The organism is Ilyomonas limi, assembly GCF_005233845.1.
GTDB lineage: Bacteria > Bacteroidota > Bacteroidia > Chitinophagales > Chitinophagaceae > Ilyomonas > Ilyomonas limi.
The window spans coordinates 258945-279135 of sequence record NZ_SZQL01000004.1 but is presented as its reverse complement, the minus strand read 5'-3'; the positions used below and the strand labels follow the sequence as shown (position 1 = coordinate 279135).

Annotated in this window: 18 protein-coding genes; 9 read left to right on the top strand and 9 right to left on the bottom strand. The window is 42.0% G+C overall.

The features are described from left to right. The first annotated feature begins 235 nt into the window (after window positions 1–235). Complete coding sequence (locus tag FC093_RS07535) at window positions 236–1291, top strand: 2-oxoacid:ferredoxin oxidoreductase subunit beta (RefSeq protein ID WP_137261139.1); 1056 nt, start codon at window positions 236–238, stop codon at window positions 1289–1291. Between the two features lie 73 nt (window positions 1292–1364). Here FC093_RS07535 and FC093_RS07530 read toward each other — a convergent pair whose 3' ends face one another. Next, on the bottom strand, window positions 1365–2174 hold the full coding sequence (locus FC093_RS07530) for a glycerophosphodiester phosphodiesterase family protein (RefSeq protein ID WP_137261138.1): 810 nt from the start codon (window positions 2172–2174) through the stop codon (window positions 1365–1367). Between the two features lie 481 nt (window positions 2175–2655). Here FC093_RS07530 and FC093_RS07525 point away from each other — a divergent pair, with 481 nt between their 5' ends. The 3 genes from FC093_RS07525 to FC093_RS07515 all read left to right on the top strand — a co-directional run bounded on the left by FC093_RS07525 (window position 2656) and on the right by FC093_RS07515 (window position 7283). Beyond that, entirely contained in the window at window positions 2656–4854 is a 2199-nt protein-coding gene (locus FC093_RS07525; protein WP_240743232.1) for an alpha-galactosidase, read from the top strand. A gap of 484 nt (window positions 4855–5338) precedes the next feature. After that, window positions 5339–6097 (top strand): porin family protein, encoded by a 759-nt coding sequence (locus FC093_RS07520; protein ID WP_137261137.1) that lies wholly within the window; start codon window positions 5339–5341, stop codon window positions 6095–6097. 25 nt (window positions 6098–6122) lie between these two features. Next, window positions 6123–7283 (top strand): S41 family peptidase, encoded by a 1161-nt coding sequence (locus FC093_RS07515; protein ID WP_137261136.1) that lies wholly within the window; start codon window positions 6123–6125, stop codon window positions 7281–7283. A gap of 103 nt (window positions 7284–7386) precedes the next feature. Here FC093_RS07515 and FC093_RS07510 read toward each other — a convergent pair whose 3' ends face one another. The 3 genes from FC093_RS07510 to FC093_RS24355 form a co-directional block, all read right to left on the bottom strand. Beyond that, window positions 7387–7707 (bottom strand): hypothetical protein, encoded by a 321-nt coding sequence (locus tag FC093_RS07510; RefSeq protein ID WP_137261135.1) that lies wholly within the window; start codon window positions 7705–7707, stop codon window positions 7387–7389. Between the two features lie 55 nt (window positions 7708–7762). Continuing rightward, complete coding sequence (gene epsC / locus FC093_RS07505; RefSeq protein WP_137261134.1) at window positions 7763–8578, bottom strand: serine O-acetyltransferase EpsC; 816 nt, start codon at window positions 8576–8578, stop codon at window positions 7763–7765. A gap of 177 nt (window positions 8579–8755) precedes the next feature. Continuing rightward, window positions 8756–8878, bottom strand: coding sequence for a hypothetical protein (locus tag FC093_RS24355; protein ID WP_262711016.1), 123 nt, complete (start codon window positions 8876–8878; stop codon window positions 8756–8758). Window positions 8879–8897: 19 nt separating this feature from the next. On the opposite strand from FC093_RS24355, the gene FC093_RS07495 reads away from it, so the two are divergent. Together FC093_RS07495 and FC093_RS07490 are read left to right on the top strand one after the other, a co-directional pair. Further along, complete coding sequence (locus tag FC093_RS07495) at window positions 8898–9371, top strand: 23S rRNA (pseudouridine(1915)-N(3))-methyltransferase RlmH (RefSeq protein ID WP_137261133.1); 474 nt, start codon at window positions 8898–8900, stop codon at window positions 9369–9371. Window positions 9372–9393: 22 nt separating this feature from the next. After that, window positions 9394–10044, top strand: coding sequence for a rhomboid family intramembrane serine protease (locus FC093_RS07490; protein ID WP_137261132.1), 651 nt, complete (start codon window positions 9394–9396; stop codon window positions 10042–10044). On the opposite strand, the gene tilS is transcribed toward FC093_RS07490, so the two are convergent. Continuing rightward, window positions 10041–11435: a tRNA lysidine(34) synthetase TilS gene (tilS, locus tag FC093_RS07485; RefSeq protein WP_137261131.1), complete on the bottom strand. Its 1395-nt coding sequence runs from the start codon at window positions 11433–11435 to the stop codon at window positions 10041–10043. The genes FC093_RS07490 and tilS overlap by 4 nt on opposite strands. Before the next feature lie 100 nt (window positions 11436–11535). On the opposite strand from tilS, the gene FC093_RS07480 reads away from it, so the two are divergent. Continuing rightward, window positions 11536–12015, top strand: a complete 480-nt coding sequence (locus FC093_RS07480) for a regulatory protein RecX (RefSeq protein ID WP_137261130.1) — start codon at window positions 11536–11538, stop codon at window positions 12013–12015. Here the strand turns inward: FC093_RS07480 and FC093_RS07475 are convergent, their stop codons facing one another. The 4 genes from FC093_RS07475 to FC093_RS07460 all read right to left on the bottom strand — a co-directional run bounded on the left by FC093_RS07475 (window position 12016) and on the right by FC093_RS07460 (window position 16160). Beyond that, on the bottom strand, window positions 12016–12489 hold the full coding sequence (locus tag FC093_RS07475) for a DinB family protein (protein ID WP_137261129.1): 474 nt from the start codon (window positions 12487–12489) through the stop codon (window positions 12016–12018). A gap of 96 nt (window positions 12490–12585) precedes the next feature. Then, complete coding sequence (locus FC093_RS07470) at window positions 12586–13374, bottom strand: TIGR02757 family protein (protein WP_240743231.1); 789 nt, start codon at window positions 13372–13374, stop codon at window positions 12586–12588. 174 nt (window positions 13375–13548) lie between these two features. Continuing rightward, window positions 13549–14139, bottom strand: a complete 591-nt coding sequence (gmk, locus tag FC093_RS07465) for a guanylate kinase (RefSeq protein ID WP_137261127.1) — start codon at window positions 14137–14139, stop codon at window positions 13549–13551. A 53-nt stretch (window positions 14140–14192) separates the two neighbouring features. Further along, window positions 14193–16160, bottom strand: a complete 1968-nt coding sequence (locus tag FC093_RS07460) for a T9SS type B sorting domain-containing protein (RefSeq protein WP_137261126.1) — start codon at window positions 16158–16160, stop codon at window positions 14193–14195. 451 nt (window positions 16161–16611) lie between these two features. Between FC093_RS07460 and FC093_RS07455 the strand changes: the two genes are divergently transcribed. Then, the gene (locus FC093_RS07455; protein WP_137261125.1) at window positions 16612–17355 is read left to right on the top strand and encodes a 3-keto-disaccharide hydrolase; all 744 of its coding nucleotides are present in this window, start codon (window positions 16612–16614) and stop codon (window positions 17353–17355) included. 600 nt (window positions 17356–17955) lie between these two features. Further along, entirely contained in the window at window positions 17956–19866 is a 1911-nt protein-coding gene (gene dnaK, locus FC093_RS07450; protein ID WP_137261124.1) for a molecular chaperone DnaK, read from the top strand. Window positions 19867–20191: the final 325 nt, after the last annotated feature.

The following is a 20191-nucleotide window of genomic DNA, read 5'->3' as shown; positions in this document are numbered from 1 at the left end:
TCGCCATTTACGGGGCGCTGCATTTGAGCTTAACTATAAATCAAAGTTTTATCAAAAGTGACTTACTTGTAACTCACAGGTCTCTATGTTTTTTACTGCAACCTTTAATATCAGGAGCATTCTAAATTCTGTAAGCGCTGGTGCATTTTACTAATCTTGTAAAACTTATAACGTAAAACGTAAATGATAGAACCTTGCCCTTTCGTACCTTTGCACCCGAAATTTTATAAGACAGATGAGTGATGTAGCAACAGTACCGGAGGCAAAGCAAAAGCCTGCCGTTGCGCTTACAGCAAAAGATTTTGCCACCGACCAGGAAGTACGCTGGTGCCCCGGCTGTGGCGATTATTCCATATTGGCACAGATACAAAAGGTAATGCCTACACTGGGCATTCCAAAAGAAGATATTGTGATTATCAGCGGAATAGGTTGTAGCAGCCGTTTTCCGTATTACATGAATACGTATGGCATGCACTCCATTCACGGGCGTGCAACGGCAATTGCCAGCGGTTTAAAAGCCACGCGTCCTGAGTTGAGCATTTGGATTGTAACCGGTGATGGTGACTCGCTGAGCATTGGCGGCAATCACACCATCCACCTCCTGCGCCGCAACTTTGATGTGAATATTATGCTGTTTAACAATCAGATTTATGGCTTGACCAAAGGACAATATTCACCTACATCCGAAACGCAAAAGGTAACAAAAAGTACACCGTACGGCAGCATTGACCATCCGTTCAACCCACTGGCTTTGGCTATGGGTGCCGATGCTACTTTCATTGCCCGCAGCATGGACCGTGACCCTAAGCACCTGCAAAGCATGTTGCTGCGCAGCCATGCACATAAAGGTGCTTCCTTTTTAGAAATCTATCAAAACTGCAACATCTTTAACGATGGTGCTTTTGAGATTTTTACCGAAAAAAGTACCAAGCCCCAAGAAACATTATTCCTGGAACATGGCAAACCATTGGTATTTGGTACTAGGCAACAAAAAGGCATCAAACTGGATGGACTGAAGCCGGTAGTAGTAACCATTGGTGAAGAAGCGAGTGTAGATGATTTATGGATACATGATGAGCATGATTTTTACAAAGCCCAACTGCTCATCCGCATGTTTGACGACCCTCGCGTGGAAGGTCATTTTCCGCGCCCGTTTGGGGTATTTTACGAAACCGAACGCGCCTGCTACGAAGATATTATGCGCCTGCAGATAGAAGAAACCATTGCTACCAAAGGCAAAGGGGATCTTGATAAATTGCTGAGAGGTAAGGAAATTTGGGAAATTGCATAAGGTTTATCATTTACCAATAAAAACATCCGGTAAACTGTTTTGGTTGCCGGATGTTTTACTTTTTGGAAGAAAATTATTTCTTCAAAGCAGCCTGTGATGCTGCCACTTCCATCAGCAATTCAGGCTCATTGGTAGTAATAAAATTAAATCCATTATCCAGCAGCCACTGCATATCCTCCTTTTCATTTACAGTCCACGCATTCAGCACAATGTTGTTCTGTTTGGCACTTTGTATCCATTCCGGCTGCTTTCTGAAAACGGACAAATGATAATCAATCCCGTCAATCCCATCTGCCTTCACCTGCTCAGGCGACTTATCGCCATTCAGATATTGCGTAACAGCGCTTTTATCCAGCTCTTCTACCTTCTTCATAATATCGTAATCAAAACTGATATACACCACCATGGGTGCTGCCCCCAGTTGGTGTACCATTTTTACTACTTTTTCTGCCACCCGTTTGCCTCTTTCTCCACTGATGCGGGAGGGTTTAATTTCGAGCACCAGCCTTGTATGTTTGTTATTTTCTAATCCCGCTTTCAAATACCGGCGAAGGGTAGGCAATGGCTCGCCATTACTGAGCGGCACCGCAACCAATTGATTGTAATTCGTGGTTTCGATAGTTAAATGATTATAATCGGGATCGTGGTGAATGACCAAAGAGTCATCGGCGGTCATCCATACATCAAACTCCGATCCTGTACATTGCAGCCGGATGGCTTCTTTCAAAGAGGCAATGGAGTTTTCGGGAAAACTATTGTGCTTAAACGCACCGCGATGCGCTACTACAGGATTGGGAGAAAACTCCGGATTTATAATACTCTTTTTTGGTGTGGCACAGGAAGCGAGTAAGGAAAGGAGCATAAAAACAGGCAATTTTTTCATGGTGTACGATGTATTTGTTTGTAGGTTCGGACAAAAATAAGCAGGAAGCCCATTTGAGTAGCGCAATGCTGTTTTTCAATAGATACATAATATTTTTTGATGATTGGGCAAGCGCATCTGTTTAGTAAAATATTAGCACCCCGTGACTTCTACGAAGTATATCATACAATTCAGAAGTCATTTCTGGTTTTCTGCTATGGAGCAAAGAACGGCTGATGCAACATTCTTTTTTAAACAATCTCTCCTCCCCTTCCTCTTACAACCAGATAGGCAAACAATGGCCTTACTGTTTTGTTTTGTAAAACACGCTACATGTACGCTGCTGAATTATCTTTATTGCCCGATATGCATCTGTACAAAACACTTTACGATTGCTGCAGCTTGCATAGAGCAATACAATTTATTAAAAACGAGCAAGCCATTTCTTTTTACATAAAACACCAATAACAAACACATGCACCAAACCACCAATAGTATGCGAATGAAAGTAGTAACAATTTCTATTCTTCTTTTCACCATTCTCAACACCACCCTGGCACAAGCACAAAAAACGATTGCGATAACAACCAACAACAATGCACTCGTGCTGCAAACCGATGAGGACAACCGGCTGAATATTGTTCATTTTGGTCAGCGGCTTGCTGACCAGCAGGAGTATGGAGCAGTTGCCAGCCAATATAATCTGTTTGATAATAATGCGGGTATGTACAACAATGCTTATACACCTGCCGGTACATTCAACCTGTCTGAGCCGGCAATAGCCATAACCCATGCAGATGGTAATATGTCGCTGGAGTTGAAATATGTATCAAGCAATACTCAACAAATAGATGATAATACGTCGCTTACTGCTGTTGTATTAAAAGACCCGGTATATGCCACAGAGGTTACCTTGTTTTACAAGGCATGGAACAAAGAAAATGTAATAGAACAGTGGAGTGTAATTAAGAACAATGAAAAGAAACCAGTTAAACTGGAAAAATATGCTTCGGCTAATTTGTATTTTGTAGCAGGCAACTATTACCTCACCCATTATCATGGTGCCTGGGCACACGAAATGAACCCCGAAGAAGAACAGTTAACACATGGCATTAAAACTATTGATAGCAAGCTGGGCACCCGTACCAATTTGTTTGAGCCGCCTTCTTTTATGATCTCTTTTGATAAGCCTGCCGGAGAGGATGAAGGTAAAGTGCTGCTGGGACAACTGGCATGGTCAGGCAATTTTAAAATTGACTGTGAAGTAGATTCATACAACAATCTTCGATTGATTGCAGGTATTAATCCGTATGCTTCGGAATACCTGCTGGCTGCGGGGCAGGAGTTTCAAACACCCTCTTTTATTTATACTTATTCGCAGCATGGTAAGGGCGAAGCGAGCCGTAACCTGCACCGCTGGGCTACACGTTATCGCATTGTAAATGGCGAAGGCTCGCGGCTTACGTTGCTCAACAACTGGGAATCTACCTATTTTGATTTTGATGAAAACAAACTGGTTTCCCTGTTTAAAGGTGCGAAAGAATTGGGGGTTGATTTGTTTTTGCTGGATGATGGCTGGTTTGGCAACAAACACCCGCGCAATGCCGATACTGCCGGGCTGGGCGACTGGCAGGAAAATGTACAAAAACTGCCGCATGGCATTGGTTATTTGGTGAAAGAAGCAGCAGCGGCAGGCGTAAAATTTGGCATTTGGGTAGAGCCCGAAATGGTAAACCCTAAAAGTGAATTGTATGAGAAACATATTGATTGGGTGATACGGCAACCACAACGCCCCGAAATTTATTTCAGAAATCAGTTGGTGCTTGACCTTTCCAATCCTGAAGTACAAAACTTTGTGTTCCGCATTTTAGATTCTTTATTTATTAAAAACCCTGGTTTGGCTTACCTTAAGTGGGACTGCAATGCAGTTATTTACAATGCGCATTCGGCTTATTTGCAAAAGCAGGGTTTGCCGCAATCGCAATTGTATGTAGCGTATGTAAAAGGCTTGTATAATGTGATGAAAAGGTTTCGTGATAAATATCCCCAGGTGCCGGTAATGCTGTGCAGTGGTGGTGGCGGAAGAGTGGACTATGGTGCTTTACAATACTTTACCGAATACTGGCCCAGTGATAACACCGACCCGCTGGAACGAATTTTTATACAATGGGAGAACTCCTATTTTTATCCGGCTATAGCAAGCTGCAACCACGTAACAAACTGGAGCCATCTGCCCATTAAATACAGAACCGATGTAGCGATGATGGGCAAACTGGGCTATGATGTAGATGTAAGTAAACTGGAAAGCAAAGACTGGCAGTTTAGCAAGCAGGCTGTTGCCACATACGATAGCATCAAAGACGTGGTATGGCATGGCGATTTGTACCGGCTGGTAAACCCAAGGGAAAATAACATTGCTTCGCTAATGTTTGTGGACTCTGTAAAAAGCAAGGCGGTGATGTTTACCTATCTGGTATCGAGCCGCTTTGGGCAAACCAGCACGCCTTTGCCGGTAAAGTTGAAAGGACTGGATGCAACCAGGCGTTATCATATCAGAGAAATTAATTTATACCCTGATACAAAATCTTCCATAGATGCCTCGCGCACGTACTCCGGCGATTTTTTAATGACGGTGGGCTTCAACCCCGGTATAAGCCAGCGTCGCGCCAGTGTAGTGTTGGAGATTGCAGAAGAGAAATAATGGTAATATTATTTTTAAAGGGGTTGTATAAGCCGCAAGCTGCAAACCAGGCATTTGTATATCCTGCCACTTAATTGAAAGGCGCATAATAGAAAACCCTGTAAGCCCACACTTACAGGGTTTTACTTCTTTTCCCCACAAAAAGAAGTTTTACAACAGAACAAACTGTTGCTAATTATATACGAGGTTAGTAACAGATTGGTTTCAGCAACTGAAAAGATTTTAAATAAAAGCAGCATCCTTACTCTAACTTTTATAGCCCTATGGAGATCGAACACCGTACCTCTCACATCGTACATATCCACGCTCCTTCCCTGTTCGCTTAAATTATTCGTATAACTTCTGTAAAAACGGCCGATTGGTCTATTATCTGCTACCTAAAACATAAATTGGTGTATTTATGCGTTAATAAGCTGTTCTTATTTAAGTTTGAAAGAATTATTGGTACATCACCTAATTTGCACTCTTTTACAAATATTAGCTTATGAAACAACAACCTGCTGGTAATTGGCTGCCAATGGCAACAGTTATTTTCCTGCTTTGCGTAGGCTGCAGCCTCTCCTCTTTTGCGCAGTTCTCCATCGGGCTTGAGGGCGGCTACACCCGCAACTACCTGCAAACCAACAACGCCAACCGCGATTTTACCAACTATACACCGGCCAATGGATTCAACATTGGCATACCCGTGCAGTATAAAATTTCCAATTGGTTTGCCATCGCGCTTGATCCTACTTACATCCAAAAAAACTATGTGCAGCAGCGTTCTTCTTTTTATACAGGCACTTACCAGATAAGCACCAACTCGTATGCAGAACTGCCAATTATGGCGCATTTTATGTTTGGTGGCAAAAAACTGCAGGGCTTTTTTAACCTTGGTGCTTTTGGCGGTTACTGGCTTTCCGGCAATGTAAAAGGCAGGATGCCCAATGTGCTTAACCCGATAGACAGCGTAACGGCTACCAATACGGTGTATTATTATTCCACGCCTTACAACTACAACGAAAAATATACGTTTGATACACGCCGCGACAACCGCATAGAAGCGGGCTGGATAGCCGGCGCCGGCGTCAGTTATGCCATTACTGATAGATACAGTGTATTTGCCGAAGGCAGGATGAGGCAATCTATTACCGATATGCAAAAGAATTATATGATAAACCAGGTACCGAGATATAACAATACTTACAGTGCTAACCTGGGCATTATGGTAAGCTTTGGAAAAAATACAACCGATAATCAATAACCACCTTACGCAAATCTGATTATATATGAACCGCAAAACTATTGTATATATACCTGTTGTACTGCTTGTGCTTTTTATCAGTTCCTGTACAAAAAGTATTGAAAATGTTTCCCGCCCGGAGAACTATTATCCCGGCACTTTTAGTGATGTGTTTGAAGCCTTCTGGACTGGCATGAATAACAACTACATTTTTTGGGATATTGACACTACCGATTGGGATGCCATGTACAGGCGTTATCAGCCAGTGTTTGCCAGGCTGAATATCAATGACTCCGCTGATGTACGTAAATCCGTTAACTATTTCAGGCTGATGACACAAGGGCTGGTTGACTCGCATTATAATCTTAGCTTCGGCTACGGTGCTGTAGCTGACTCCAGCATAGACCCGGCGTATAGCCGCAAAATGGACACCATTCACCGTCATGTTTTTTATCCTCAATATGTGGTAGGTTATATGGATGATGGTGTAGATGGTATAGATAATTCGACGGATCCGAATGAAGTTCGCTATGCTATAGCGGGAACAATCAATAAAAATATTCTGTATTTCTATTGCAATATATTTGAGTTAAAATCCTCTTACGAGTCTTCTACAAACAATGATATAAAGAAAGTGCTTGATTACTTTTTTGCCAAGCTGGCAAATCCGGAGGGGTTGAAAGGCGTTATTATAGATGTGCGTGGCAATCCCGGTGGCGAAGTGACCGACCTTAATTTCCTGTTGGGCAAAATGGTAAGCTCGCCGCTTACATTTGGCTATACCCGTTATAAAAGCGGCAATGGCAGGCTCGATTATACCCCTTGGGCGCCGGCCGTCATTACGCCACAGGCAGGCTCCAAAGGCTTAAACATACCCGTTATTGCACTGGCAGATGCGTGGAGTGTAAGCCTTGCCGAATTGACTACCATGGCTATTCACACGATGCCTAATGGCAAGTTTATTGGTGAAACTACCTGGGGCGCTAATGGTCCGATTTCATCCAACCAGAATTATAATGGCGGACAATTTACAGCATCTGACTTTTTATACGCCTATACTTCCTCCAGCGAGTTTAAGTATTTGGATAATAACATTTATGAAGGCAAGGGTTTTCCACCGGATATTGCAGTTCCTTTCAACGAAAATTATTTAAGCCAAAAACGCGATGCTGCGTTGGAAGCTGCTATTACAGATATTTTGCAATAACTGCTATTAGATATAAATAGAGTGAGTGGTAATAAGTAAAAATTAAATACAAAAGGTGAGAGATAAAATGTAATACCATATGCTTTTTCTCTCACCTTTTACATTATGCCTGCACGCCTGTATTCTTATCTCCTTTATTCAGGCGGTCGAATAATGTTTCATCAAGGTCGTCTTCCGAAGCCTCTACTTTGGTGTTTTTGCCCGGATTTACCTGTTCATCGTGTTGTTTTTCTTCCGGTGTTTGCAAGGTATTATCCGCATCTAAGTAAACGGGTGTAAAAGTGGCATCCCCTGCGTTATCAGCATCGGTACGGTCAAGCCCCATTTCTTCTTTTTCCAAAAAATTAATGTGCTTTTCGCGGTTGGCTTCGCCGGGTGCCTGCAGGCTGATGTCTTGCTCGTTTTTATTTTGCTGTGTGTCCATAAGTTTCTGTTTTATGTAAAACAGCTTGCCAATATAGTGCCACCCATTCGCTGGCCTATATTACAAAATTGATAGGCTCTTCAAAATCCTTACTATCTTTTACAACAGTCTGGTGCTGGTGATACACTACACTATGTGCCGGTATGCTGTGTGTAAGCCAGGTATTACCACCAATAATACTGTCGTGACCAATAATAGTGCTGCCACCTAAGATGGTGCTCCCTGCATAAATTACCACATTATCCTGCACCGTTGGGTGGCGCTTGCGGGTAGCATCTTCTTTACGCACTGCCAGAGCACCGAGCGTTACGCCCTGGTAAATTTTTACATTATTGCCAATCACCGCCGTTTCGCCAATCACTACACCGGTGCCATGATCTATAAAAAAAGGAGAGCCAATGGTAGCACCGGGATTAATGTCTATACCGGTTTGACTGTGCACCCATTCATTCATCATACGGGGTAAAATGGGTACATTCATTTTGTACAACGGGTGTGATAGCCGATGTACGGTAATAGCCTGAAAGCCCGGGTAGCAGATAATAATTTCTTCGAGCGAAGTAGCAGCCGGATCGAAATCTAAAATCAACTGCGCATCCTTTAGCAGTGTATCTTTTATACCACAAAGGCTATCAAAATAAGTGGTAATAATTTCATCGTGCTGCAAGCTGTTGTTCTTATCAACCAATGCTAATAATCTGGTGAGTTGCGATTGTAATGAACCACATTGCTGCTCGTGATGCTGCAAAAAAGCCTGTGGTTCTTGTGTTACCGGAAAGACATAATGAGTGAGCCCTTCTATAAAACAATTTACCTGCTTTTTAGAGGGCAATGTATTATTTAAAATAAAGCCGGGATATTGATAGTGCATTGCTTACAAAAATTAAAAGTAGCTGCAAAAGTACAGTGGCTGTTGAATAGTTGACAATTGATAGTTGTTAGATGACAGTTGACAGACAATTGAGACGGAGAATGTGTAAGTGGTGAGTTTCTGAATTGTGAATAATGAATAGTGAATGAGAGGAAATAAAGTTGTAACTTAAATACTTTATCGTACATCGTACATCGTACATCGTACATCGTACATCGTACATCGTACATCGTACATCGTACATCGTACATCGTACATCGTACATCGTACATCGTACATCGTACATCGTACATCGTACATCGTTTCTTATTTTAGCCTCATGAAAATAACGCTCTGCAGTATTGGCAAACCGCATGAATCATACATCAAACAAGGTGTAGAAGATTTTACCAAACGCATTAACAATTACTTTACTGCAGAATGGCTCCTGGTACCGCCACCCAAAAACGCCGCTTCGCTGCCCGAAACGGAACTAAAGAAAACAGAAGGCAAAATGGTACTGCAACTGCTACAGCAAGATGATTTTTTAATACTGCTGGACGAACGGGGCAAACAAATAACCTCGCCACAATTGGCGCAACTAATACAGCAAAAAGCAAATGAAAGCTGCAAGCGCCTGGTATTCCTCATTGGTGGTGCTTATGGAGTGGATGACACCATTTTCAAAAGGGCTAATTATGTACTCAGCCTTTCGCAAATGGTATTTCCGCACATGCTGGTGCGGCTGATGCTGACCGAACAGGTATATCGCGCCTGTACGATTTTAAGAAATGAAAAATACCACCACGTGTAATTAACATTTATCTTGCCCTGCTATGGATGTAAATATTACGTTAGCAATAGTTATCATTACCTGTCTTGTTTCTATACCGGCATTCAGCAGTCAAAAGATGATTGACGACCTTATTTTTTATCCGCCTGCCATTTACCGGCGCAACCAGTGGTATCGTTTTTTTACCTGCGGTTTTATACATGCCGATTGGATGCACCTCGCATTTAACATGTATGCATTTTATGCATTTGGCAATTACATAGAAGGCGCTTTTGTACAGCTATTTGGCGGTATGGGCAGATTGATATACATCATTTTATATATCACGTCTTTGTTTTTTTGCCTGCTACCTACGTACATAAAACACCGCGACAATGCGTATTATCGTAGTCTTGGTGCATCGGGCGCGGTGTCAGCAATTGTGTTTGTGTTTATTTTTCTGTTCCCTACTGAGGGCATAGGACTTATTTTTATTCCGGGCTTGCATATACCCGGATTTATATTTGGTCTTATATACTTAATTATTTCTTCGGTGCTGGCAAAGCGCGGCGGCTCGCATATCAATCATTCCGCGCATTTTTGGGGCGCTGTATATGGTATTGTTTTTACGGTAATAGCAGCATTTGCGCTTACACCATACAACCTCCCGGCACTCTTTTTACAACAGGTACAGGACTATTTTAGTTCTTTCTAATGTTTTTGTATTAATAAAACAGTGGTTGCACCAGGTGTTATTTTAAAGCGGTCATCTATGCGATAGCCAATTACCCAGATAATTTTTTTATTCATCTCCAATACCCATATTTTTTCCTTGTCGGTTTTGGATAGTTTGAGGTCAATAAAAAACTTACTGAGCTTCTTTTTTTTCTTCATGCCTAAAGGATAAAAATAATCGCCCGGCTTCCATTTGCGCAGCAATAAAGGATAATGGATGTGTGCCGCATCGAGTGTAGCAACAGAAGAAGATGTTGACAGATGAGCGTTGACAGATGACAGTTTTTTAAAGCTTAACATACCATCCTCATACACTACTTCCTTATCTTCTTTTTCAATGAGAATATATGCAGCTACATCCGTTTGCAACGGCGCAATGATAAGCCAGTTGCGATTTTTGATGATGCGATGTGTAGGCGATGCTACATACTTTCCATTTTCTGCACCGAGCAGCTTTTTTACCTCGGCAATTTGTGCGGCTGCAAAATGAAAGTCTTTAATTATCTCCCAAATAATAGTGTTTAACGGCTCACTCTTTTGCAACTTTAATACAGGTATATGCACTTCATTGCCTTTAGCTTCCAGCAGCTTTTTTTTATGCAATGCAATTGCTTCGTTATACAACATTTCCACTTCGCCAAACCGCTGGATATTCTGCAACAAATTATCCTCCACATTGGCATACACTTCCTTAGTTGCAGGTATAATATGTTGCCTGAAAAAATTGCGCGTGTATTTATCCGAAGCATTGGAAGAATCTTCCGCCCAATTTAATCCATTATCCAATGCATACTGTTGTATCGCTTCTCTTTTTGCAAACAATAACGGACGAAGTATGTTTTTTTGTTTGGGTAAAATACCATGCAAACCGCTAATACCCGTGCCCCTGAAAAAGTTAATCAATAATGTTTCAATATTATCGTTGGCATGATGCGCAGTAACAATTCCACAGTTGACAGTTGACGGTTGATGGTTGACAAAAGAAACTTCTACACTGCCATCTGTCATCTTCCAACTATCATCTTTTTTTATCAGTTCCTCAAACCAGTCGTAGCGCAGTTTTCGCGCCGCTTCCTGAATGGCTATTTTGTGTTCAACAGCATATTCTTTGGTATTGAAATGTTGTACAACAATAGCTTTGTTGTAGTGCTGTGCCAATGCGTTTACAAAAGCTTCATCCCGCTCGCTTTCTTCGCCACGCAGTTTAAAATTGCAATGCGCTATGGTAAAATGAAAGCCACTTTTATATACCAAATCTGTAAGCACCACACTGTCTATACCACCGCTTACCGCCAGTAATAAATGGCAATTGGCAGTGGTTAACTGATTAAAATGCTCCTTCCAGTAAGCTTGAAATTGTTGCAGCAACATGCGGTAAAAGTAAGTAAATGAATGTTGTTAAAGTAAGGCGTTGTACGATAATAAAAGACAGGAATATAGTATCTTTAAAAGATTGATTATATCGTAAACAATGCAGCAGCGACTTACCAAAGAACAAGCCTGGCAAAAAATAAAACATTACTGCGCTTACCAGGAGCGCAGCCATTATGAAGCAAAACAAAAGTTATACAGTTTTGGCCTGTATAAAAATGAAGTGGAAGATTTGTTATCTAAACTGATAGAGGAAGACTACTTAAACGAAGAACGATTTGCCGAACAATTTGCCGGTGGTAAATTTCGCATGAAGCATTGGGGTAAAATAAAGATTACGCATGAATTAAAGCAAAAGCAGGTAAGTGCGTATAATATTCGCCGGGCTTTGCAAGCCATTGCAGATGCAGATTATGTTACTACGCTGTACAAACTTGCCGAAACCAAGTGGAAGCAGTTACAAGGCGAGCAATACATTGTACGGCAGGTAAAAGCTACCAATTATTTAATGCAAAAAGGCTTTGAACCGGCATTGATACAAAAAGCTATTCAGCAGCTAAAAAGCAAGGATGCGGTGTAGCTATACCATTGTGCTACGAATAAGCTTTTTTAAAATGACTATTTGTCCCAAATGATAATGAACATGTTCTACTGTACCCTGAAAGTTCTTATACGCACTGGATGTATGCGCTGCCATAGGCTCATATAATGCAGCTTCATCAAACTGCCTGATGGCAGCCGCTAATTCGTATGCAGATTGAATATTATCTTCCTTCAACTGCTGCCAATCTGCTTCGGTATTTAATGCCGGATGGTTAAAGCCGTTTGCTTCATCTACCTGCGTTACCATTCCCTTTGCACGCCGCATTATCTCACGGTTCCAGAAGGTGATGTGATGCAACAGTGCCGCAATGGTGTTTGGCGTTGCTGCTGTGCGCATGGTAGCTTCGCGCACCGATACATCTTTTACTATCGAACGGATATCAATCTCCGTCCAGTTGCCACCTTCGTGTACCTCTATCAGGTGCTGTGCAATGAGTTCTGTTATTTTCATAAGCGTATTTTTTTATTTGGCTACTAAGGCATAAAGTTTCAATCAACTTGTTTTAATTCTTTTCTCTACGTTTTAGCGCCTCAACAGTTTAATTCTTCAATAATATTTTTCCATCACCCCCAGCCCAAACAAGGCAAAATCATACTTCACCGGATCATCTGCATCCAACGTTCGTAAGTGTTGCGTGAGTTCTATTGCTGCACTCCAGTCGGTTTGTTTGCGTTGCAATAAGCCGAGGCGCTTTGCCACACGCGCCACATGCACATCTACCGGACAAATAAGTTGTGAAGGTTTTATAGTATTCCATATTCCAAAGTCCACACCATTATTGTCCTCGCGCACCATCCAGCGGAGAAACATATTAAGGCGTTTGCAATTGGAACCTTTTTCCGGTGTAGCAATATGTTTTTTTGTACGAATGGGCGCTTCTGCTAATGAAAAGAAATAATGGTGGAAATTTACTAATGCTTGCATTACCGGCTCTTCTTCATTACCATTTAAGTGCATTGTAAAAGCACTTTCCAGGCTTTGATATTTTGAATAATGATAGCGTAAAAAATGTATAAAATACAACAGGTCGGTAGCATTGAAGGTACGGTGTTTAAACATCAGTAACCGCTTCAGATCTTCTGTTGTATGATGCAGTATAAAATCGTGCGGTGCATTATCCATAAGCTGCATCAACTGCCTGCTTTTGTTGATGATAATGGTACGGTTGCCCCATGCAAAAACAGCCGCAAAGAAAGCCGCAATTTCTATGTCAGCCGGCTTGGTAAATAAGTGCGGAATACAGACAGGATCGCGCGGAATAAAGGCCGGCTGATCATACTGTTGTACCTTTCTATCAAGGAAATCTTTTAATATGAAAGCTGCCGCTGTTGACAATAATGACAAATATTTTATACACAAATTGTTGAAATACGGATTACACAAATTTGATAGCATAGAGATGACATAGATGCGGCAAGGATAAGAGGAATGTAAGTGAATGAATCAGTTTTATCAGCATTCCTCATCAGTTTAATCCTTATCCTAATTTCATCTATGCCTCAATCTGTGTCATCCATGTGCTATACCCAAAGCGTCGCCCAAAAAGTCTTTTATCAATACTTCAGCTTCAGCACAGGCTTTATCTAAATGTTGATTTACCACCACTGTATTAAAAGCATGACTGAAAGATAATTCATAAGCTGCTTTGCTGATGCGCGTTTGTACACTATCAGCACTTTCGGTACCACGACTCTCGAGGCGAGCACGCAATACTTCAATAGATGGTGGCTGTATAAAAATAGATAACGAAGTTTGCGGAAACTGCTGCTGCACATGTATGGCGCCCTGCACATCTATATCGAGCAGTGGCGTCTTGCCTTCGCTCCATATACGTTCTATCTCGCTTTTAAGTGTACCATAATATTTGCCTTCGTACACCATTTCCCATTCAATAAAAGCATCTTGCTGTATCTTTTTTTGAAACTCTTCTACGGATATAAAATAATAATCCACACCATGCTGCTCGGCACCGCGCGGGCAGCGGGTGGCAGCCGACACAGAAAATGCCAGCGATGGATATTTCTTTAATAAAAATCGCGTGATAGATGTTTTGCCCGCACCGGAAGGCGCTGTGATGATGATGATTTTATTTGTCGCCATAACAGATTAATTGGCAGCAAAAGTAGGGTAGTAAACAGAGCAAACAGGTATTTTTATCTTATTAAAGTAACTACACCTTTGATGCTGGTGATGGTTGTGCTGCCAGGCCTTTTATACTCGCAAAACCAAATATATGTGCCGGTGCCTGCCGGTCTTCCATTCATCATCCCATTCCAGCCTTTAGCTGGCATACCGGAGGTAAATACTTGCTGCCCCCAGCGATTAATTATTCTTAAGCGAAAATATTGCAGATTATAACCATTCACTACTTTAAATACATCATTTAATCCATCACCATTAGGCGTAAAGCCGGTGGGAAAAGCGATAGTACAAACCTGTTCTGTAATGTTAACTTGCTTCACAGCAGTACCGCATTGATTGCCAACAATCACGGTATAAACGCCACTTTTATGCACTACAAAGCTGCTTTGTGCAGAACCATCCTGCCATACATAAGTATCAAAAACACCGGGCGAAAGCACGATAGTATCGCCAGTGCAAAGCAATGTATCATTCCATACTTTTCTATTTATATCGGGCAATACATTCAGGTTGATTGTTTGTACCGAATCGCAGCCACTGGCAGCAGTAAATGTATGCGTATAAATACCGGAAGCTGTATATCCGTTGTAATTGCTGCCATAGCAAATGGTAGTATCTATGGTAATAGTTATTTTGTTTTTTACTGTTAAATTTAGAGTGCGTGTACTATCGCATCCGCTACTGCTTTTAAACACATCGGTATAAGTACCGGTTTGGCTATAACCTGCATAGTTTTCGCCTTCGCAGATAGATTGGTTGATAGTTGTAGTAACCGGCTTGCCAATTTTTACCGTTATACTATTAGATACTGCCGGAGTGTTACAAGGCAAGCTGCTGGTAAAAATGCAATTCACTACATCGCCGGTAAACAGGGTATTGCTGGTAAAAGTTGTGCTATTTATACCAACAGCTTTTCCGTTGAGTTGCCATTGATAAGCAGGCGCATTGCCCCCATTGGTAGTGGTGGCAGTAAAAGTTACCGGGCTTGCTCCGCAAATATAATCGGGTGATTGAGCGATGGTAATAGTACGCTGGTCTTTTGCATACACCAATATGGTGAATGGCTTTGATGTAACACGACACGATGTATTACCAATGCTGGTTGCCTGTGCAACTGCCAGCCGGTACATATAAACGCCGGCATTAACAGGCATGCTTGTATAATCAGCAGCAGTGGCGCCTGCAATATCGGTCCAGGTTGTGCCACCGTTTGTACTTTGCTGCCATTGATAGGCAGTAGATACATAGCATTCTTCAACCGATGATGAAAATTGTAAAGTATTGCTGTTGCTTTCGCAAAAGACAGCCGTATCTCTGGCAACATTAGCTGCGCTGATAGCAACGGAGGGACCAATAGGCCGAAAAGTAATATCATCCAATCCTACATCGTTGCCTACACCGCCAGGTGCATTATTGCGCATACGCAATACCACCTCCGATACCCCGGCGGGTGTTGTAAAATTAAACCCATATTGCTGCCAGGTAAGTGGATTGATAATAGGAATATCGCCGGTTTCTTTTTTTGCTAAAACAGTACCATCTGTTTTTTCTATGGTCATGGTGATGTTGGGTAGTGTGCCGGTAACACTGCACATATTGAGCAGCCAGGCAGCAAACTGATAGGTAGTGCCTTCGCATAAGCCGGTTACTTTTTGTATATAAAAATCACTGGGCTGGTACGAAGCATTGATAAGCATATAATACCCATTGCCGGTATGATCGGTGGCCGTATGCCACACTACATCGTACGGCCAGCAACCCGAGGTATAATTGAGGATAGCATAGTGACCATCGCCGGGACAATTATCAGCCTGAAAGTTCAAGCTGCTGGTTTTGCCAGGTCCGAGTGGTGGGCCAAAAGTGCTGGTGCCGGCACCAAAGGTTTCGTTTATGATAGCATCGCCCACGGAGCCGGTGCATATTTGAGCAAAGGTGAACTTAGTGATAAGGAGCAATAAAAAGGTGAAAAGAAATTTCAAGTAATCGTTTTTATGAATACAGGCTTTATTAAAAGCGTAGCTGATGATTTTGCTTCAAAAATAAAGGCTTATGGCAAACAAGACAGCATTAATCTTTATTATACAAGCTGCTTTGTATTTATAAATAGAAAATGGAATGGGTTAAAGCTATAAACTATTTACACATTTACTTCTTCCTGTACCGAAGAGAGGAGTGCCGGATTGATAGCCATCACCTTTTGTATAGAAGCCGGCAAGTAAAGAAGCTTTCTTTAATAATGCGCTTCGTATATCCATAAGAAAAGTAAGCTGTCAGACAAAAGCGTACATACTGCTGCTGTTTTGCAGAAGATAATAAAAGATTAATAAAAGTGAATAAACACTATTATTTAACCAATTTCTCCCTTCAAAAGCACACTACATTTACAATTTTATTGCTTCTTCTTATCTTCACAAAAAACGTTGCTTTTTTATGAAAAAACTATTGCCGATGACTGCTGTAATTGTGCTCATTACAAGTGTTCAGTTTAAAACGCTTGCTGCATTTAACCCTATACAAAAAGATACTGCCGAAAATACACTTACCCAACAAGAAAAAGCAGCCGGCTGGCAATTGCTTTTTGATGGTAAAACAATGCACGGCTGGCGCACGTATCAAAACAAACCGCAAAACGCATGGTATGTAAGTAATGGCGTATTAGGGTGTAAATATGACACCAGTCATACGTACCAGCATGCCGATCTGATGACAGATAAACAATATAAAAACTTTGAACTGGCACTCGACTGGAAAATAGAGCCACGAGCCAACAGCGGTATTGTTTATATGGTAAATGAAAAATATGAATATCCTTTTTTCAGCGGGCCGGAATACCAGTTGCTGGATGATGAATGGTATCTGAACAATGAGCATATTCACGCTTCGCAAAAAAGTGGCGCCAACTACGATATGGATGTCCCTGCCGTGGATGCATTGAAGCCTGTTGGTGAATGGAACCACACGGTAATAAAAGTAGATAACGGGCATGTAGAGCACTGGCTTAACGGACAAAAAACAGCCGATTATGTCATTGGCTCAGATAGCTGGAAAGCGCACAAAGCTGCCAGCAAATGGAAAGATGTAGCGGGCTATGCTGCCGACCCGGTGGGGCATATAGACTTGCAGGATCATGGCGGTGGCGTGAGTTTTAAAAATATTAAGATAAGAGAGCTATAGTATTTATTTACATTTAAATGGCTGATGCAACTACACACCAGCCATTTTGTTTTTTACAAAAACACGTTTATTCAATTAGTCGCTGCCTTTCAGGTTTCCTGTATTCAGTTCCGATTGTTCGTTATTGCTTGCCTTATCGCCATATTTTTGCTGTGTTTTTGCGATCCATATCGCCAATTCGGTCTTTGAATTTTCTATCAGCGTCTTGCTTCGAAGCTTTATCAGCTTCCGGCTTTGCACCTGTCTTACCTTCCAATGCTGTACCTGGCATAGCCGCTTAATTTAAGGTTAACAATACCATAGTTTTTGCAAACACCAGGCCAGCAAAGCACTGCATAGCGGAGTGCTTTTTTTAATTTTTCGCCTTCCGGTGTTCTTCAGCTACAAATTGCTAATGGTTATTGCTGTTGGTGAAGAACATCAATAGCAGCGAAAAATCCGACATCTCTGGTAACCTATCTATTGAATATTTGCCAAAGCAGTGTACCGGCAATTGCAGACTGCCATTTTTTCACCCTTTTACCCCATGGCATAATGATTGATAATTCTTGGCTATACATCAACTCAACTTACTTAAACGAATACAATTAAAATAAAGATATGGGAAAGATTATAGGAATAGACCTCGGTACAACCAACAGTTGCGTTGCCGTAATGGAAGGTAGCGAACCTGTGGTAATAGCCAACGATGAAGGCCGCCGTACAACGCCTTCGGTAGTGGCATTTTTAAAGAATGGTGAGCGTAAAGTAGGTGATCCGGCAAAGCGCCAGGCAATTACCAACCCGCACAATACCATTATGAGTGTGAAGCGTTTTATGGGTCGCCGCTACGATGAAGTAACGAACGAAATAAGCCACTGGAGCTACAAAGTAGTAAAAGGTGATAATAATACAGTACGTATAGATATTGACGGCCGTTTATATACGCCGCAGGAAATCTCTGCCATGATTTTGCAGAAAATGAAAAAAATTGCAGAAGATTATCTGGGTCAAGAAGTAAATGAAGCCGTTATTACCGTGCCGGCTTACTTCAACGATGCGCAACGCCAGGCCACCAAAGAAGCCGGTGAAATTGCAGGCTTGAATGTACGCCGTATCGTAAACGAACCTACTGCTGCCGCACTGGCTTATGGTTTGGATAAAAAACATGCCGACCAAAAAATAGCAGTGTTTGATCTTGGTGGTGGTACATTCGATATTTCCATTCTTGAATTGGGCGATGGCGTGTTTGAAGTAAAATCTACTAATGGGGATACGCACCTTGGTGGTGATGACTTTGATAAAGTGATTATGGACTGGCTGGCCGAAGAATTTAAGAAAGAAGAGAATATAGACCTCCGTAAAGATCCGATGGCTTTGCAGCGCCTGAAAGAAGCTGCTGAAAAAGCAAAAATTGAACTCAGCTCTTCCAGCGAAACAGAAATCAACCTGCCTTACATCACTGCGGTGGACGGCGTGCCTAAGCACTTAGTAAAAAAGCTCACACGCGCTAAGTTTGAGCAACTGGCAGATAATTTATTTGCCCGCTGCTTACAGCCTTGCGAAGCTGCTCTTAAAGATGCAGGCTACAGTAAGAATGATATTGACGAAGTAATATTGGTTGGTGGTAGCACCCGCATACCTAAAGTACAGGAAATAGTAGAAAAGTTCTTTGGTAAAAAGCCAAACAAAGGCGTAAACCCGGACGAAGTAGTAGCCGTAGGTGCTGCTATACAAGGTGCCGTATTGACCGGCGAAGTGAAAGATGTACTGCTGCTCGACGTTACGCCGTTAAGCCTTGGTATAGAAACAATGGGTGGTGTAATGACCACTATGATTCAAAGCAATACCACCATTCCTACCAAGAAAACAGAAGTATTCTCTACTGCCAGCGATAACCAGCCGGGCGTGCAGATACATGTTTTGCAGGGCGAGCGTCCAATGGCTAGCCAAAATAAAAGTCTTGGCGTCTTTAACTTAGATGGCATACCACCGGCTCCGCGCGGCGTACCGCAGATTGAAGTAACTTTTGATATTGATGCCAACGGTATCCTGCATGTAAGTGCAAAAGACAAAGGCACCGGTAAAGAACAAAAGATACGCATAGAAGCTGGTAGCGGCCTGAGCAAGGACGAAATTGAAAAGATGAAGAATGAAGCGAAGGTTAACGAAGCTGCTGACAAAGCTGCCCGCGAAAAGGTAGAAAAACTAAACCAGGCAGACAGCCTGATCTTCCAGACCGAAAAGCAGTTGAAAGAGTTTGGCGATAAAATACCTGCTGATAAAAAAGCGCCTATTGAAAGTGCATTAAATAAGCTAAAAGATGCGCATAAAAGCGGGGATGTAGCTGCAGTAGATGCTGCTATGGCAGAAATGAATACTGCCTGGACAGCCGCCAGCGAAGAACTATACAAAGCACAGGCTGCCGGTGGTGCACAACCGGGTGCTAATGGCGGTGCCCAGTCTTCGGCTAATAATGGTGGCACTGGTGGCGAAACGGTAACTGATGCCGAATTTGAAGAAGTAAAATAAGATAAGGTAATATTGTAAAAAGCCTTGCAGTGATGCAGGGCTTTTTTGTTTTGAACCATGAAGGCACAAAGGTGCGAAAGTATGAACCAGCATTTTATACTACTAGTAAGTTTAGCCAGATTGTTGAAAAAAATGATTGCTTTGTGCTCCTGCGTGTCTTAACCTCTTTGCGGTTTCATTGACGTATCCGCTTAAAAGTTCAAGGCAAGTACAGGCGTTGCAGTGAGTGATGGCGCTTTTAGAGCCACAGGCTACGCCAGCAGCTACATAGAGCACTATAGTTTGTTCCATAAAAATAAAAAACGCAGCTCTGGTGTTTTCTGTC